Annotated in this window: 17 protein-coding genes and 3 pseudogenes; 16 read left to right on the forward strand and 4 right to left on the reverse strand. The window is 62.6% G+C overall.

All coding sequences use genetic code 11. The features are described from left to right. Positions 1–141 precede the first annotated feature (141 nt). The 12 genes from urtA to ureG are packed head-to-tail and all read left to right on the forward strand — an operon-like array spanning position 142 to position 10662. Complete coding sequence (urtA, locus tag KEC16_RS17640) at positions 142–1416, forward strand: urea ABC transporter substrate-binding protein (protein ID WP_211551393.1); 1275 nt, start codon at positions 142–144, stop codon at positions 1414–1416. Positions 1417–1473: 57 nt separating this feature from the next. Beyond that, a complete protein-coding gene (gene urtB, locus KEC16_RS17645; RefSeq protein ID WP_211551394.1) occupies positions 1474–3063 on the forward strand; it encodes an urea ABC transporter permease subunit UrtB in 1590 nt (529 codons plus the stop codon). A gap of 14 nt (positions 3064–3077) precedes the next feature. Beyond that, positions 3078–4196 carry an urea ABC transporter permease subunit UrtC gene (urtC, locus tag KEC16_RS17650; protein WP_211551396.1) on the forward strand — a complete coding sequence of 373 codons (1119 nt, stop codon included), beginning with the start codon at positions 3078–3080 and terminating at the stop codon, positions 4194–4196. Then, entirely contained in the window at positions 4189–4983 is a 795-nt protein-coding gene (gene urtD / locus KEC16_RS17655; RefSeq protein WP_211551398.1) for an urea ABC transporter ATP-binding protein UrtD, read from the forward strand. Before urtC ends, urtD begins: the two co-directional genes overlap by 8 nt. Before the next feature lie 2 nt (positions 4984–4985). Continuing rightward, positions 4986–5696: an urea ABC transporter ATP-binding subunit UrtE gene (gene urtE, locus KEC16_RS17660; RefSeq protein WP_211551400.1), complete on the forward strand. Its 711-nt coding sequence runs from the start codon at positions 4986–4988 to the stop codon at positions 5694–5696. After that, positions 5671–6537 (forward strand): urease accessory protein UreD, encoded by an 867-nt coding sequence (locus KEC16_RS17665; protein ID WP_211551402.1) that lies wholly within the window; start codon positions 5671–5673, stop codon positions 6535–6537. Before urtE ends, KEC16_RS17665 begins: the two co-directional genes overlap by 26 nt. Before the next feature lie 16 nt (positions 6538–6553). Next, positions 6554–6856 carry an urease subunit gamma gene (locus KEC16_RS17670; RefSeq protein WP_211551404.1) on the forward strand — a complete coding sequence of 101 codons (303 nt, stop codon included), beginning with the start codon at positions 6554–6556 and terminating at the stop codon, positions 6854–6856. Between the two features lie 10 nt (positions 6857–6866). Beyond that, the gene (locus KEC16_RS17675; RefSeq protein WP_211551406.1) at positions 6867–7178 is read left to right on the forward strand and encodes an urease subunit beta; all 312 of its coding nucleotides are present in this window, start codon (positions 6867–6869) and stop codon (positions 7176–7178) included. Positions 7179–7181: 3 nt separating this feature from the next. Then, positions 7182–8888, forward strand: coding sequence for an urease subunit alpha (ureC, locus tag KEC16_RS17680; RefSeq protein WP_211551408.1), 1707 nt, complete (start codon positions 7182–7184; stop codon positions 8886–8888). Positions 8889–8900: 12 nt separating this feature from the next. Next, positions 8901–9380, forward strand: a complete 480-nt coding sequence (locus KEC16_RS17685) for an urease accessory protein UreE (protein WP_211551410.1) — start codon at positions 8901–8903, stop codon at positions 9378–9380. Beyond that, entirely contained in the window at positions 9377–10054 is a 678-nt protein-coding gene (locus KEC16_RS17690; RefSeq protein ID WP_211551412.1) for an urease accessory protein UreF, read from the forward strand. The genes KEC16_RS17685 and KEC16_RS17690 overlap by 4 nt, the downstream gene beginning before the upstream one ends. Next, positions 10051–10662, forward strand: coding sequence for an urease accessory protein UreG (gene ureG, locus KEC16_RS17695; RefSeq protein ID WP_211551414.1), 612 nt, complete (start codon positions 10051–10053; stop codon positions 10660–10662). Before KEC16_RS17690 ends, ureG begins: the two co-directional genes overlap by 4 nt. Before the next feature lie 22 nt (positions 10663–10684). Here the strand turns inward: ureG and KEC16_RS17700 are convergent, their stop codons facing one another. Further along, positions 10685–11425: a polyamine aminopropyltransferase gene (locus KEC16_RS17700; protein ID WP_211551416.1), complete on the reverse strand. Its 741-nt coding sequence runs from the start codon at positions 11423–11425 to the stop codon at positions 10685–10687. Between KEC16_RS17700 and KEC16_RS17705 the strand changes: the two genes are divergently transcribed. From KEC16_RS17705 to KEC16_RS20230, 4 genes and pseudogenes are all read left to right on the forward strand, one after another. Beyond that, positions 11406–11648 carry a hypothetical protein gene (locus KEC16_RS17705; RefSeq protein WP_211551418.1) on the forward strand — a complete coding sequence of 81 codons (243 nt, stop codon included), beginning with the start codon at positions 11406–11408 and terminating at the stop codon, positions 11646–11648. The two genes, KEC16_RS17700 and KEC16_RS17705, sit on opposite strands and share 20 nt — an antisense overlap. Before the next feature lie 47 nt (positions 11649–11695). Next, positions 11696–11929 carry a hypothetical protein gene (locus tag KEC16_RS17710; protein WP_211551420.1) on the forward strand — a complete coding sequence of 78 codons (234 nt, stop codon included), beginning with the start codon at positions 11696–11698 and terminating at the stop codon, positions 11927–11929. 62 nt (positions 11930–11991) lie between these two features. Then, positions 11992–12405: pseudogene (locus tag KEC16_RS20225) on the forward strand (transposase); the annotation flags it as partial. Positions 12406–12408: 3 nt separating this feature from the next. Further along, positions 12409–12762: pseudogene (locus KEC16_RS20230) on the forward strand (transposase); the annotation flags it as partial. 416 nt (positions 12763–13178) lie between these two features. Here KEC16_RS20230 and KEC16_RS17725 read toward each other — a convergent pair. From KEC16_RS17725 to KEC16_RS19900, 3 genes and pseudogenes are all read right to left on the reverse strand, one after another. After that, entirely contained in the window at positions 13179–14942 is a 1764-nt protein-coding gene (locus KEC16_RS17725; protein WP_211551426.1) for an acyl-CoA dehydrogenase, read from the reverse strand. Positions 14943–14956: 14 nt separating this feature from the next. Then, on the reverse strand, positions 14957–15868 hold the full coding sequence (locus KEC16_RS17730) for a 3-hydroxybutyryl-CoA dehydrogenase (protein ID WP_211551428.1): 912 nt from the start codon (positions 15866–15868) through the stop codon (positions 14957–14959). A 2-nt stretch (positions 15869–15870) separates the two neighbouring features. Further along, positions 15871–15966, reverse strand: a pseudogene (locus KEC16_RS19900) (electron transfer flavoprotein subunit alpha/FixB family protein); the annotation flags it as partial.

The following is a 15966-nucleotide window of genomic DNA, read 5'->3' on the forward strand; positions in this document are numbered from 1 at the left end:
GTTTTCGCATTTGCACAATAGATAGCCAGCCTCCGAACAAGTGAAGCCATTTAAAAACAAGACATTAGGTCAAAAAACACCGTTTGGCCCAGCCCTTGCCTATTCCCTCGGCACCTGCAATCTCGCACGGGGGATATCAGAATGAAGTTCAACCGGATCCTTGGCGCCGGCCTGTTCACCGCCGCGTCCATCCTGCCCATGCTGGCCCATGCCGCCGAAGACACCATCAAGATTGGCGTGCTGCATTCGCTGTCGGGCACCATGGCGATTTCCGAAACCACCTTGAAGGACACTGTCCTGATGATGGTGGACGACATCAACAAAAAGGGCGGTCTGCTCGGCAAGAAGGTCGAGGCCGTGGTGGTCGACCCGGCCTCCAATTGGCCGCTTTTCGCCGAAAAGGCGCGCGAACTGCTGGAAAAGGAAAAGGTCGCCGCGGTGTTCGGCTGCTGGACCTCGGTGTCGCGCAAGTCGGTGCTGCCGGTATTCGAGCAATTGAACGGCATGCTGTTCTATCCGGTGCAGTACGAAGGCGAGGAAAGCTCGCGCAACGTCTTTTACACCGGCGCCGCCCCCAACCAGCAGGCCATTCCCGCCGTCGATTATCTGATGAGCAAGGATGGCGGCGAAGTGAAGCGCTGGGTCCTGGCCGGCACCGATTACGTCTATCCGCGCACCACCAACAAGATCTTGGAAGCCTATCTGAAGTCCAAGGGCGTCAAGCCCGAAGACATCATGATCAACTACACGCCGTTCGGTCATAGCGATTGGCAGACCATCGTCGCCGACATCAAGAAGTTCGGTTCGGCCGGCAAGAAAACCGCCGTGGTCTCCACCATCAACGGCGACGCCAACGTGCCGTTCTATAAGGAACTGGCCAATCTCGGCGTCAAGGCCGACCAGATCCCGGTTGTCGCCTTTTCGGTCGGCGAGGAAGAACTGGCCGGCATCGACACCAAGAACCTGATTGGCCATCTGGCCGCCTGGAACTACTTCCAGTCGGTGAAGAGCCCGGAAAACGACGCCTTCATCAAGCAATGGCAGAGCTTCATCAAGAATCCCAAGCGCGTCACCAATGACCCGATGGAAGCCACCTATATCGGCTTCAAGATGTGGACCCAGGCGGTTCAGCAGGCCGGCACCACCAATGTCGACGCCGTGCGTCAGGCGCTGTACGGCCAGAAGGTCAAGAACCTGACCGGCGGCGTCGCGGTGATGAACACCAACCACCACCTGTCCAAGCCGGTATTCATCGGCGAAATCCAGGGGAACGGTCAGTTCCAGACCGTGTGGAAGACCAAGGACGTCATCAAGGCCGACGCCTGGAGCCCCTTCATCCCCGAAAGCGCCAAGCTGACCGCCGATTGGACCTATCCGTGGGTCTGCGGCAACTGCACCGAACCCAAGTTCAAGTAAGCCTGCCCGGCCGGGTTCCAGACGGGACCCGGCCCTTTTTCCGCTCTGGGGGTGCCCATGCGTGCGTTCCATCTGATCCTTGCCTTGGCCGCCTTGCTGCTGGCCACGCCCTCCGCCCGCGCGGACGATGATTTTTCCACCGCGCTGCGGGCGCTGAACGCTGATTCTTATGCCGATAAGATCGCCGCCGCCGAAGCTTTGGCCGCCTTGGGCGAAGGCCGCGCCGCGCCTATCCTTGACGCCTTGGCCGATGGCCGGCTTTACGTCACCCCCGATGGCGCCATTCTGATCGAACAAGCCGGCACCTATCTGGAGCCGCTGAGCCAAAAAATCGTCACCACCGACAAGGCCGAGGCGATCACCGTCAACAACCGCCTGCGCGGCGTCGCCCGTGGGGCCGCCGGCCGCTTGGCCCTGTTCAGCCCCAACGCCCAGGCCCGTGGCGCCGCCGTCGAGGCAATCATGAATTCCCCCTCGGACGAAGCCGCCGACATGGTCCGTGCCGCCTTGGCCAAGGAAAGCGATGCCACGATCAAGGCGCTGATGGTCACCGCCCTGGCCAGCCTGGACCTGTCCAGCGACAATGCCGGGCACCGTTTGGCCGCCGTCACCCAATTGGCCGATTCGTCCGATCCATCCGTTCGCAGTCAAATTCAACGGCTGCTGGAAACCGAGACCGATCTTCAAGTCCGCAAGGTGGCGGAAAAGACCCTGGGCAGCATCGAGTTCCGGGTAACGCTGATGGGCTTCGTCGCCAACCTGTTCCAAGGCCTGTCCCTGGGCAGCGTTTTGTTGCTGGCGGCCATTGGTCTGGCCGTCACCTTCGGCGTCATGGGGGTCATCAACATGGCCCATGGCGAGATGATCATGCTGGGCGCCTATACCACCTTCGCCGTGCAGCAAGGCTTTCGCGCCTTTCTGCCCGCGGATCTGATTGATCTGTATCTGGTCGCCGCCCTTCCCGCCGCCTTCCTGGTCACCGCCCTGGTCGGCATGGGGCTGGAACGCGGCATCATCCGCTTTCTTTACGGCCGGCCATTGGAAACCATGCTGGCCACCTGGGGCATCTCGCTGGTGCTGCAACAGGTGGTGCGCCAGATTTTCGGCGCTTCGAACATGGAAGTGGCCAACCCCAGTTGGATGACCGGCGGCTGGGATCTGGCCGGCGGCTTCACCCTGACCTATAACCGCGTCGTCATCATTCTGTTTTGTCTGGCCGTCCTCGGCGGACTGGCGGCGCTGCTGCGCTGGTCCAGCTTCGGCTTGCACATGCGGGCGGTGACGCAAAACCGGCCGATGGCTTCGGCCATGGGCATTCCCACCGGCCGCGTCGACGCCATGACCTTCGGCCTGGGCTCGGGCATCGCCGGCATCGCCGGGGTGGCGCTGTCCCAGATCGGCAATGTCAGTCCCAATTTGGGCCAGGGCTATATCGTCGATTCGTTCATGGTGGTGGTGTTTGGCGGCGTCGGCAGCCTGTGGGGCACCCTGGTCGGGGCCGTGTCGCTGGGCGTGGTCAACAAATTCCTTGAACCCTATGCCGGAGCCATGCTGGGCAAGATCCTGGTGCTGGTCTTCATCATCTTGTTCATCCAAAAGCGCCCGCGCGGCCTGTTCGCGCTTAAGGGCCGGTCGGTGGAATCGTAATGGAGACCCCGCGCATGCATTCGTTGTCGCACTTGTTCCTCAATCCCGGCGACCGTCGCTTCTGGGCCGGTTTCACCGCCCTGGGCGTCTTGTTCCTGCTGCTTGTTCCGGCACTGAACCTGCTGCTGCCGGCCGATTCGGCCCTGCACGTGCCCAATTACATGGTCACCTTGATCGGCAAATATCTGTGTTACGCCATCTTGGCCATGGCGATGAATTTGGTCTGGGGCTATTGCGGCGTGCTGTCCCTGGGCCACGGCGCCTTTTTCGCCCTGGGGGGCTATGCCATCGGCATGTACATGATGCGCTCGATTGGCGCACGCGGCGTCTATGGCAATGCCGATCTGCCCGATTTCATGGTCTTCCTCAACTGGAAGGAATTGCCGTGGTATTGGCTTGGGTTCGACCATTTCTGGTTCGCCGCCCTGATGGTCATGGCCATCCCCGGCGCCCTGGCCTTCGTCTTCGGCTGGCTGGCCTTTCGCTCTCGCATCAACGGCGTCTATCTGTCCATCGTCACCCAAGCGATGACCTATGCCCTGATGCTGGCCTTTTTCCGCAATGAAATGGGCTTTGGCGGCAATAACGGCCTGACCGATTTCAAGGACATCTTGGGCTTCGACCTGTCGCAGGACGCCACCAAGATGGGCCTGTACCTGCTGACGACGCTGGTCTTGGGCGCCACCTTCTTGCTGGTGCGCTTCGTCACCGCCTCGAAGCTGGGGCGGGTGATGATGGCGGTGCGCGACGCCGAAAGCCGGGTCCGCTTCCTTGGCTATTCGGTCACCGGGGTAAAACTGTTCGCCTTCACCCTGTCGGCGGTGCTGGCCGGCATCGCCGGGGCGTTGTACGTGCCCCAGGTCGGCATCATCAACCCGTCGGAATTTTCCCCGGCCAATTCCATCGAAATCGCCATCTGGGTGGCGGTGGGCGGACGCGGCACCTTGTTGGGGCCGGTGCTGGGCGCCTTTGCCGTCAACGGCGCCAAGACCTGGCTGACCGGGGCGGCGCCGGAATTGTGGCTGTTCGCCCTGGGCGCCTTGTTCATCCTTGTCACCTTGGCCTTGCCCAAGGGATTGGTCGGCCTGTGGGCAGGCCTGCGCGCCCGCGTTACGGAGAAGTCCAATGACTGACGACACCTTGATGGACCAGCCGCACGGCCCCGGCATCGCCGCCCCCGGCACCATCCTTTACGTCGACAGCGTCACCGTCAGCTTTGATGGCTTCCGGGCGCTCAATGAATTGTCGCTGGTCATCGAGCCGGGCGAATTGCGCACCATCATCGGCCCCAACGGCGCCGGCAAGACCACCATGATGGATGTGATCACCGGCAAGACCCGCCCCGACCAGGGCGATGTGTTGTTCGACGGCCACGTCGATCTGACCAAGATGACCGAGGACCAGATCGCCAATCTGGGGATCGGCCGCAAGTTCCAAAAGCCGACGGTGTTCGAGCATTTGACCGTGTTCGAAAACCTGGAACTGGCGCTCAAATGCAAGCGCGACACCCTGTCGACACTGCTGTTCCGGCTTTCCGGCGAACAACAGCACCGTATCGATCAGGTTCTCGGAACCGTCGGCTTGAAGGACAAGCCGCGCATGCTGGCCGGGGCATTGTCGCACGGGCAAAAGCAATGGCTGGAAATCGGCATGCTGCTGATGCAGGACCAACGCCTGCTGCTGCTGGACGAGCCGGTGGCCGGCATGACCGATGCTGAAACCGAGGCCACCGCCGAACTGATCTTGGACCTGCACAAGGACCCGCATCATTCGCTGGTGGTGGTCGAACACGACATGGAATTCGTCCGCGCCCTGGGGGCGCGGGTGACGGTTCTCCATGAAGGTTCGGTCCTGGCCGAGGGATCGCTTGACGCGGTCCAGGCCAATGCCAAAGTCGTCGAAGTCTATTTGGGGCGCTGATCATGCTGATGGTGGAAAACATCAATCTGTATTACGGCGCCAGCCATGCCTTGCGCGGCGTGTCGCTGAAAGCCGAAACCGGCAAGGTCACCTGCGTGCTGGGCCGCAACGGCGTCGGCAAGACCAGCCTGATGCGGGCCATCATGGGCCTGCAAACGATCAAGAACGGCGTGGTGCAGTGGGAAAACAAAGACATCACCACCTTGTCGGCCTATGAACGGGCCAGGACCGGTATCGGCTTTGTCCCCCAGGGCCGCGAAATCTTTGCCCGCCTGACCGTGCGCGAAAACCTGGAAACCGGCTTCGCCCCGCTGAAACGGGCTGACCGCACCATTCCAGCCGAAATCTTCGACCTGTTCCCGGTGCTGGCCGACATGCTGCACCGGCGCGGCGGCGATCTGTCGGGCGGCCAGCAACAGCAACTGGCCATCGCCCGCGCCCTGGTCACCCGCCCGCGCCTGCTGATCCTGGACGAGCCGACCGAGGGGATTCAGCCCTCCATCATCAAGGATATCGGCCGGGTCATCCGCTTGCTGGCGGAAAACAAGATCGCCGCCTTTGGTCAAATGGCCATCGTCTTGGTCGAACAATATTTCGACTTCGCCAAGGAACTTGCCGATTGCTACGCTGTGATGGATCGCGGCGAGGTTATCCTGGCCGGCGATATCGCCAATATGGTCGAGACCGATGTCCGCAAGCATCTTACCGTCTGACCCTCAACTGACCCGCATGCCCCTCACCCGCATGCAGGGCCGGGCCGAGTTGGGCTTCGTTCATGTGGACGGGACCGACCGCTTGGCGCGGCTGTATCAACGCGCCCCCTTGCGGGTTCTGTTCCCCGATCCGCCGCAAGACGAGCCGCCACACGCCGCCCTGGTCACCACCAGCGGCGGCTTGGCCGGCGGGGACGTCTTGGAATTATCCGTCCATGCCGGCCCCGCCGCCGGTGCCGTCTTGGTGGGCAGCGCGGCGGAAAAGGTCTATCGCTCCACCGGTCCTGACACCTGCATCGACGTGTCGCTGACCGTCGATGCCGGAGCGGCGCTGGAATATCTGCCGCAAGAAACCATCTTGTTCGATGGCGCCCGGCTGCGCCGGACCACCCGCATCGCCGCGGCGGCGGGCGCCCGTCTCCTGGCCGGTGAAATCCTGGTGTTCGGCCGGACGGCGCGGGGGGAAAGACTGACCCATGGCCTGATCCGCGAAGCGTGGGAAATCCGCCAGGACGGCCGCCTGATCTGGGCCGATGCCCTGCACCTGCAAGACGATCTGCGCGCCGTGCTTGATGCCGCCGCCGGTTTTGCCGGCGCCGTCGCCGCCGCCAGCATGGTGGTGCTGGCCGCCGATCCGATTGCTCTGCGTGATCAGGCCCGCGCTCTGCATGCCGATTATCCGGGCCGCTTTGGCGCCGGGCTGATCAACGGCGTGCTGGTGGCGCGCTGGCTTGACGGCGACGCCCAGCGCTTGCGCGCCGCCTTTGGCGAAACCTGGAAACACGTGCGCCACGCGGCCTTGGGCCGGCCGGCCCGACTGCCGCGCCTGTGGGATATTTAAGGGAAGGACAAGAGCAATGAACCTAAGCCCAAGGGAAAAGGACAAATTGCTGGTGGCCATGGCCGCCATGGTGGCGCGGCGGCGATTGGAACGCGGCGTCAAGCTGAACTATCCCGAAGCGGTGGCGCTGATCACCGATTTCGTCGTCGAAGGCGCGCGCGACGGCCGCTCGGTCGCCGAGATGATGGCGGCCGGGGCCGAAGTGCTGACCCGCGCCCAGGTCATGGACGGCATCGCCGAGATGATCCACGAAATCCAGGTCGAAGCCACCTTTCCCGACGGCACCAAATTGGTGACCGTCCACAACCCCATCCGTTAAGGGGGACACCATGATACCGGGCGAAATCATCACCCAGCCGGGCAGCATCGATTTAAATGCCGGCCGCACCACCATCGTGGTCGAAGTCGCCAATACCGGCGACCGCCCCATTCAGGTCGGCAGCCATTACCATTTCTTCGAAACCAATGCCGCCCTGGCTTTCGACCGCGCCAAATCATGCGGTTTCCGCCTGGATATCCCCGCCGGCACCGCCACCCGCTTCGAGCCGGGCCAAACCCGCACGGTGACCTTGGTCGCCTATGCTGGAACCGGCGAAGTCTGGGGGTTCAACGGGGTGGTCAACGGCAAGCTGGGGGATTGATCCATGGCCTATAAAATCGAACGCAAAGCCTATGCCGCCATGTTCGGGCCAACCATCGGCGACCGGGTGCGACTGGCCGACACCGAACTGATCATCGAGGTCGAACAGGACTTCACCGTCTATGGCGAGGAAGTCAAATTCGGCGGCGGCAAGGTCATCCGCGACGGCATGGGCCAGTCGCAATTGTCCCGCGCCCAAGGGGCGGTGGATACCGTCATCACCAACGCCCTGATCCTTGATCATTGGGGCGTGGTCAAGGCCGATATCGGGCTGAAGGACGGCCGCATCGCCGCTATCGGCAAGGCCGGCAACCCCGATATCCAGCCGGGGGTGAGCATCATCATCGGGCCGGGCACCGAAGTCATCGCCGGCGAAGGCCGCATCGTCACCGCCGGCGGCATCGACGCCCACATTCACTTCATCTGTCCGCAACAAGCCGAGGATGCCCTGTATTCCGGCGTGACCACGCTTTTGGGCGGCGGCACCGGCCCGGCCGAAGGCACCAACGCCACCACCTGCACCCCCGGCCCCTGGCATCTGGGGCGCATGCTGCAAGCGGCCGAAGGATTGCCGGTCAATCTGGGATTTTTCGGCAAGGGGAACGCCACTCAGCCGCAAGCCCTGGTGGAAATGATCCAGGCCGGGGCCTGCGGCCTGAAACTGCACGAAGATTGGGGCACCACCCCGGCCGCCATTGACGCCTGCCTGTCGGTGGCCGATGAATATGACGTGCAGGTGGCCATTCACACCGACACGCTCAACGAATCGGGGTTCGTCGAAAACACCGTCGCCGCCTTCAAGGGCCGCACCATCCACGCCTTCCATACCGAAGGGGCTGGCGGCGGCCACGCGCCGGACATCATCAAGCTGTGCGGCGTCGCCAATGTGTTGCCATCATCGACCAACCCGACGCGGCCGTTCACCGTCAACACGGTGGACGAACATTTGGACATGCTGATGGTCTGCCACCATCTGGATTCCCGCATCCCCGAGGATGTGGCCTTCGCCGAAAGCCGCATCCGCCGCGAAACCATCGCCGCCGAGGACATTTTGCACGATCTCGGCGCCATGAGCATGATGAGCTCGGATTCCCAGGCCATGGGCCGCATCGGCGAGGTGATCACGCGGACGTGGCAGACCGCGCATAAGATGAAGACCCAACGCGGCAATTTGCCCGGTGAAAGCGGCAACGACAATGTCCGAGCCAAGCGCTATATCGCCAAATACACCATAAACCCGGCCATTACCCACGGCATTGCCAGCCATGTGGGATCAATCGAAGTGGGAAAACTGGCCGATCTGGTGATCTGGAAACCGGCTTTTTTCGGCGTCAAACCCGATCTGGTGCTGAAATGCGGCACCATCGCCGCCGCCCTGATGGGCGACCCCAACGCCTCGATCCCGACGCCGCAACCGGTGCATTACCGCCCCATGTTCGGCGGTTTTGGCCGGGCTTTGCAGGCCAGCTCGGTGACCTTTGTCTCCCAGGCGGCGGCCGAGGCCGATATCGGCCGCACGCTGGACCTGAAACGCGCCGTGCTGGCGGTCAAGGGCACTCGCGGCCTGACCAAGGCGGCGATGATCCACAACAATGCCTGCCCCGACATCCACGTTGATGCGGAAACCTATGAGGTGCGCGCCGATGGTGAATTGCTGACCTGCGAACCGGCGGCGGAACTGCCGTTGGCGCAGCGCTATTTCCTGTTTTAGGAGAAGGGGCCCATGCGCCGCGCCCTCGCCTTGCACCCCGCCGGCTCGTGGCCACGCACGGCCAAGGCTGGCACAGTCACCCTGGCCGCCGCCGAACGTCATCGCCGCCGCCTGATGCTGAGCGCCGATGACGGGGGGGAATTCCTGCTTGATCTGCCGCGGGCCATGCAGATGAAGGATGGCGACGGGCTGGAGCTGGACGATGGCGGCTTTCTCTGTCTGGTGGCGGCGGACGAGGACGTCATCGATATTTCCTGCCGCACCGAAGCCGAGCTGGCCCGCATCTGCTGGCATATCGGCAACCGCCATGTGGCGGTGCAGTTCCTGCCCAACCGCACATTGCGGGTGGCCATGGATCATGTGCTGATGACCATGCTGGATGGCCAGGCTATCCAGGCGTGGCGGCGGCGAGCGCCGTTCCAGCCCGAACCCGGCGCCTATGATCCGCACGGATTGATGAACGCCCCCGCCCCGGTGGTGAGGCGGGCATGACCCCCTTGCTGCGGCTGATGACCTGGCTGTCGCCGGCCTTTCCAGTGGGGGCCTTCAGCTATTCCCATGGCCTGGAGCGCGCGGTCGAGGCCGGGCTGGTCACCGACCGCGCCAGCCTGATTGAGTGGGTCGCCGCCATTATCGACCATGGCGCCGGCCGCATCGATGCCGCCCTGCTCTTGGAAGCCCATCGCGGCCACGACGATCCAGAGCGGCTTGATCATGTGGTCGAACAAGCCGATTGCCTGCGCGGTTCGGCCGAATTGGCGTTGGAATCCGCCGCCCAAGGCACCGCCTTCCTTAATACGATCGCCGCCGTCTGGCCCGATCCCTGGCTTGACGCCTGGAAAACCCGGCTGAAACACACGAAACGCCAGCCGGCCCATATGGTCGCGGTGGGCGTGGTCGCCGCCCGCGCCGGCATCGCCGAAACCGAAACCCTGAGCGCGGCCCTGCATGGCTTTGCCGCCAATCTGATCTCGGCGGCGGTACGGTTGGTGCCGCTGGGCCAAACCGACGGGCAAAAAGCGCTGGCCGCCTTGGAAGCGGTGGTGGTTGGGGCGACCGCCGCCGCCCGTATCCGCCCGTTCGCCGATTTGGGCAGCGCCACCGCCATGGTCGATTGGTGCAGCCTGACCCACGAAACCCAATACACAAGGTTGTTTCGCTCATGAGTGCATTCCGTGTCGGTATCGGCGGGCCGGTCGGCTCGGGCAAGACCGCCCTGACCTTGGCTTTGTGTCTGCGTTTCCGCGATAGCTACGATATCGCCGTCATCACCAACGACGTCTATACCCGCGAAGATTGCGAGTTTCTGACCAGAAACGGCGCTTTATCGCCCGAGCGCATCCTTGGGGTGGAAACCGGCGGCTGTCCGCACACCGCCATCCGCGAAGATGCCTCGATCAACCTGGCTGCCGTCGATGAAATGCATGATCGCTTTCCCGATCTGGAACTGTTGCTGATCGAATCGGGCGGCGACAATCTGACCGCCACCTTCAGCCCGGAACTGGCCGATATCACGCTGTACGTCATCGACGTCGCCGCCGGCGACAAATTGCCGCGCAAGGGCGGGCCGGGCATCACCCGTTCGGATTTGCTGATCATCAACAAGACCGACTTGGCCCCGCTGGTTGGCGCCAGCCTTGAGGTGATGGATAGCGACAGCCGCCGCATGCGCGGCCCCCGTCCCTTCCTGTTTTCCAATATGAAAAGCGGTCAGGGCCTGGCCGAGATCGCCGCCTTCATCGTCACCGCCGGGGGGCTGAAAACCCAGGGCTGAAAACCCAGGGCTGATGCCGGGCTTAATCCACCGGGCGATACCAGGCCTGGGCCGCCCGCTCGATCAGATCCGGGTAATTCGGACATTCGGCCGGCCCGATCAGCGGTAGGTCCATCTCTGCGACGATGGCGTCGACGGTTTGCGCCGTCAGCGGCAGCCCGCGACGACGGGCACGATCGGCGATCACCATTTCCTGGCCCCAGAAATATACCCGGCTGGCCCCGGTATTGGCCCGCATGCGCCGCACCTCTTTGTCGCGATCAGGACCGAAAAGCGGCAGCCAGATATCGGCCACCAAGGTATCGGCCGGCGTATCGGGGACGAAAGTATAAGCATCGCCCTGCAAGATGGTGATCCGCGCCGCCGCCTCTGGCGGCAATTGCTCGACCACCTCTAATTGCCGGATCATGGCGATGACCTCGGGGTCGAATTCGACCACGGTGACCTTGCTGACCTCGGGATGCAACGCCGCATTGACCGCCGCCCACGCCATGCCCAACCCCATGACCACCACATGGCCATGGGCATGACGGCAACCCAATTCCTGACTCTCGATCTCCATCGGCGTCATCGACATCCAGGCCTGTTTGCCCCCATCGCTGACCCGCATCAGCGCAGCCATGCCCATGACCAGCCGGGCTTCCGACCAATAGCCGCGACACATCACCATGTCGGCCAGACGCATTTCCCACCGTTCGCCGACAAAAGGGCGATAGACGGGATTAAAGAACTCGTTTTGATAAATGACGATCTGGTTCAACACGCCCCCGCAGAAACATTTTCAATTCCTGGTAGGCATTGACGATATCAGCATTTCAATCATTGCCCCAGCCCAAACCGATGCAATTTTCGAAGCCATGTACTTCCGCAATTCGACGGCGCGCACCGAGACGAAAACGGTGCTTTCCGACGTGTCGGCCTTGCCCGAACCCTTTGCCGAGTTCAGCCCGCGCCAGGTCTCACCCATGATGACTGAGATCGGCTGAGCGCCTGCCCCCGTGATACCACCCTTGGCAATGCGGACGATCTCAAATTGTTGCTGATCCTGGGACAACGCCGCATCGAGGTCGCCACCATGCGCTGGCTGGACCTGGATTTGGACAAGTGGGTGAAGGCCTCGTCCGCGTCCACCACGTCGCCCGCCTCGCCGCCGTCAAGGGCGGCTGCCAGTTCGGGCTGGAGCTTGTCGCCCCGCAGCATCAATGTCGCGTTTTCCCGCATCGTCGCGGCCTCCGTTGAACTCATGGGGGCAGTCGGACACCTCTAAAAACCCTGGCCGTGACGGCGATGAATTGATTCAATAGGCGGAGAGACAGCGGCGAGGGGGCGATGAAGGAACCGGGCTTTTTCGATGTCGCGGAATGCTTGGCCGGGCTCTCGAAGAAGGGCGACGTCCTGGAGCAGTTGAACCGGACAGTGGATTTCGAACTGTTTCGCGCCGATCTGGAACGGGCGGTTCCACGTTCGAACGGCGCCAAAGGCGGTCGTCCGCCGTTTGATCATGTGCTGATGCTGAAGGTTCTGATCCTTCAAGCGATGAACGGACTGGGCGACGAGGCGACGGAATATTTCATGCGCGACCGCCTGACCTGGAAGCGGTTTCTGGGCCTTGAGATCGCCGATACGGTTCCCGATGCCAACACGATCTGGATGTTCCGGGAACATTTGACCAAAGCGGGCGCCATCCCGGGGCTGTTCGACACCTTCGACCGGGCCTTGCGTGACGCGGGGTATCTGGCCATGTCGGGGCAGCTGCCCAATCTGCTCGACAAGACCAACACCGCCAGCGGCGTCTGGGCCGACACGGCCTATCGCTCGGAAAAGAACGAGGCGTTCATGGCGAAGAACGGCTTCGTCTCGAAGGTCCATCGCAAGAAGCCCAAGGGCAAGCCGATGCCGGAGAGAACCCGCAAGGCCAATGCCCTCAAATCCATGGTGCGCTCCAAGATCGAGCACGTCTTTGCCCACCAGAAAGGGCCGATGGCCGCCATCGTCCGCACCATCGGCAAGGCCAGGGCCGAGACCAAGATCGGCATGATCAACCTGGCCGACAACATGCGGCGTTTCATGTGGCTCGAGAGGAGACGTGTGCCCGCTTGAGGTCAAAATCGCCGAAATCGGACACCCAACCATCAATCCCAGGCGAAAATCAGGGCTGACGGCAGCAACTTGCCGTCCATCACTCAGCCAATCCGCCGCAAATTCCCTCGGGAATCAGGTTTTTAGAGGTGTCCAGCTTTGAAAGGAAGAGAAGACGCGGCGGATATCGCCACGGTCGGTGAACACACATACGAATAATCGGCCTCGGATCAGGCCATAGGCCACCTGCCGCCGCTCACCGTACTCCTTGCGGTCATCCTCGGCCAACTGGTCATGGTCAAAATAAAAAAGAGGCCGGGCGACATGCGCCCGGCCTTTTCAAGTTGCGGCTCTGCAGAGGGAGACAACCAGACCCAGGGGCGTGTGCATGACCAAGGGACTAGTAACCGCCAGGAGCCGGCCGGCGGTATCGGGTTCTAAAGCTGTGATTCGTCCAACGCCATGATCGCCGCAGAGCCGGCCAGAATGGTCTGCCCCAGGCCATCGACGCGCGACAACACGTGATCGGCATAAAAATCGGCGGTCACCAGTTTAGCCGCCAAGAAGGCATCGCCGCCGCCCTTGGCCGCCAAGGCGCCCTTGGCCATCATCTGCGCCCCGACCAAAATCCCCATCAGTTCCAGGAACGGCACGGCGGCGCCGGCCGGCAGGCGCGGGTCTTCCTTGCCCGCCCCGACCAGCCATTCCACGCAGGCGGTGGCGGTGGCGGTGGCGGCGTTCAGCTTGGCGCCGATGGCCAGACCGGCGCTTTCGGCGGCGCCGGCGGTGGTGGCGACATCTTGCAACAGCCCGCGCAAGCCCTGACCGCCATCGCGCAAGGTTTTGCGCAGCACCAGATCATTGGCCTGAATGGCGGTGGTGCCTTCGTAAATGGTGGTGATGCGGGCATCGCGGAAATGCTGAGCGGCCCCGGTTTCTTCCACATATCCCATGCCGCCATGCACCTGAACCCCCAGCGAGGCGATGACGTTGCCAACTTCGGTCGACCAGCCCTTGACCAGCGGCGTGTACAGATCGGCCATCATTTGGGCGCGGCCGCGTTCGGCCGCGTCGGGATGGTTGTGGGCGACGTCCACATGGGCGGCAGCCGAATAGATCAAACCGCGCATGGCTTCGATCTGGCACTTCATGGTCATCAGCATACGGCGCACATCGGGGTGATTGATGATGCCGGTGGCGCCCGCGCCGGTCCACCCGGTCGGCTTGCCTTGAACGCGTTCCCGCGCATAATTCAGCGCCTGCTGATAGGCCCGCTCGGCGATGGCCAAACCTTGCAGACCAACGGCCTGACGGGCGTGGTTCATCATGGTGAACATGTATTCCAGGCCACGATTGGCCTCGCCCACCAAGGAGCCGATGGCCCCCTCGCCCTCGCCAAAAGCCATGACCGCGGTCGGGCTGCCGTGAATCCCCAGCTTGTGTTCCAGCGACGCGCAAACGGCGTCGTTGCGCGCCCCCAGGCTGCCATCTTCGTTGACCAGGAACTTGGGCACGATGAACAAGGAAATGCCCTTGACCCCGGCAGGGGCGTCGGGCAGGCGAGCCAACACCAGATGGATGATGTTTTCCACCATCTCGTGATCGCCATAGGTGATGAAAATCTTCGACCCCGAAATCCGATAATGGTCACCTTCCGGCACCGCCTTGGTGCGGATGGCGGCCAGATCGGAACCGGCGCCCGGCTCGGTCAGGTTCATGGTGCCGGTCCATTCGCCCGTCACCATCTTGGGCAGATACAAGGCCTTTTGCCCCTCGGTGCCATAGGATTCGACGGCATTGACCGCGCCCTGGGTCAGCATCGGGCACAGGGTAAAGGCCATGTTGGCCGCCTGCCACATCTCGTGCACGGCGGTATTAAGCACATTGGGCAGCCCCATGCCGCCGTGATCGGGCGAGAACGGCAAGCCGTTCCAGCCGCCCTCGACCAGCACGTTCCACGCCTCGGTCCAGCCGTCGGCGACGCGAACCACACCGTTTTCCAGGCGCGCACCCTGGCTGTCGCCAACCTGATTGAGCGGAGCCAAGGTGTCGGCGGCGATCTTGGCCGCTTCTTCCAAGATCGAGCTCACCAGATCGGGGGTCGCTTCGGCAAAGGCCGGCAGCGCCGTGACCTTGGCCAAGCCGGCGACATTGTCCAAAACGAAGGTGATGTCACGCAGCGGCGCAGCATAGGCGGTCATCGGTCAAATCTCCGTCAACGGGTCGGCACCGGCTTTTCGCCGGTATAATCATAAAATCCACGGCCGGTCTTACGCCCCAGCCAGCCGGCTTCCACGTATTTCACCAGCAGCGGGCACGGCCGGTACTTGCTGTCGGCCAAGCCTTCATGCAGCACATGCATCACCGCCAAACACGTATCCAAACCGATGAAATCGGCCAGTTCCAGCGGACCCATCGGGTGATTGGCGCCCAGCTTCAAGGCGGTGTCGATGGCTTCCACATGACCGACCCCCTCGTACAGGGTATAGACCGCCTCGTTGATCATCGGCAGCAGAATGCGGTTGACGATGAAAGCGGGGAAATCCTCGGCCGAAACCGAAATCTTGCCCAGCCGCGCCACCAATTCCTTGGTGATGGCGAAGGTGTCTTCGGCGGTGGCGATACCGCGAATGAGTTCCACCAACTGCATCACCGGCACCGGATTCATGAAGTGCATGCCGACGAAACGCGCCGGCCGGTCGGTGGATGCGGCCAGCCGAGTAATGGACAAGGACGAAGTGTTCGAGGCGATGATCGCCTCGGGCTTCAACACCGGACACAATTGGGCGAAGATCGCCCGCTTGACCGTTTCATTTTCGCTTGCCGCCTCGATCACCAGATCGCATTGGCTGAGCATGGTATAGCTGGTGCCGGTCCGAATGCGCGACAAGGACTCGGCCGTGTCGGCGGCGGAAATCTTGCCCTTGGCTTCCAGACGGCCAAGGTTCTTGCCGATCGCCCCCATCCCCGACGCCAAACGCTCGTCCGAGATGTCGAGCAGGGCGACCTCGTAGCCGCGCTGCGCGAAAACCTGGGCGATGCCATTGCCCATCTGACCCGCCCCGATCACGCCAATCTGGCGAATGTGGGCAGAAATGGGCGCATCAAGGGAGGGAAGAGCGGTCATGTTTACAGTTTCTCCGTAAATTCAGGCACGGCCTTGAACAAATCGGCGACCAATCCGTAATCGGCGACCTGGAAGATGGGGGCCTCTTCGTCCTTGTT

The organism is Magnetospirillum sulfuroxidans (assembly GCF_018224925.1).
GTDB lineage: Bacteria > Pseudomonadota > Alphaproteobacteria > Rhodospirillales > Magnetospirillaceae > Magnetospirillum > Magnetospirillum sulfuroxidans.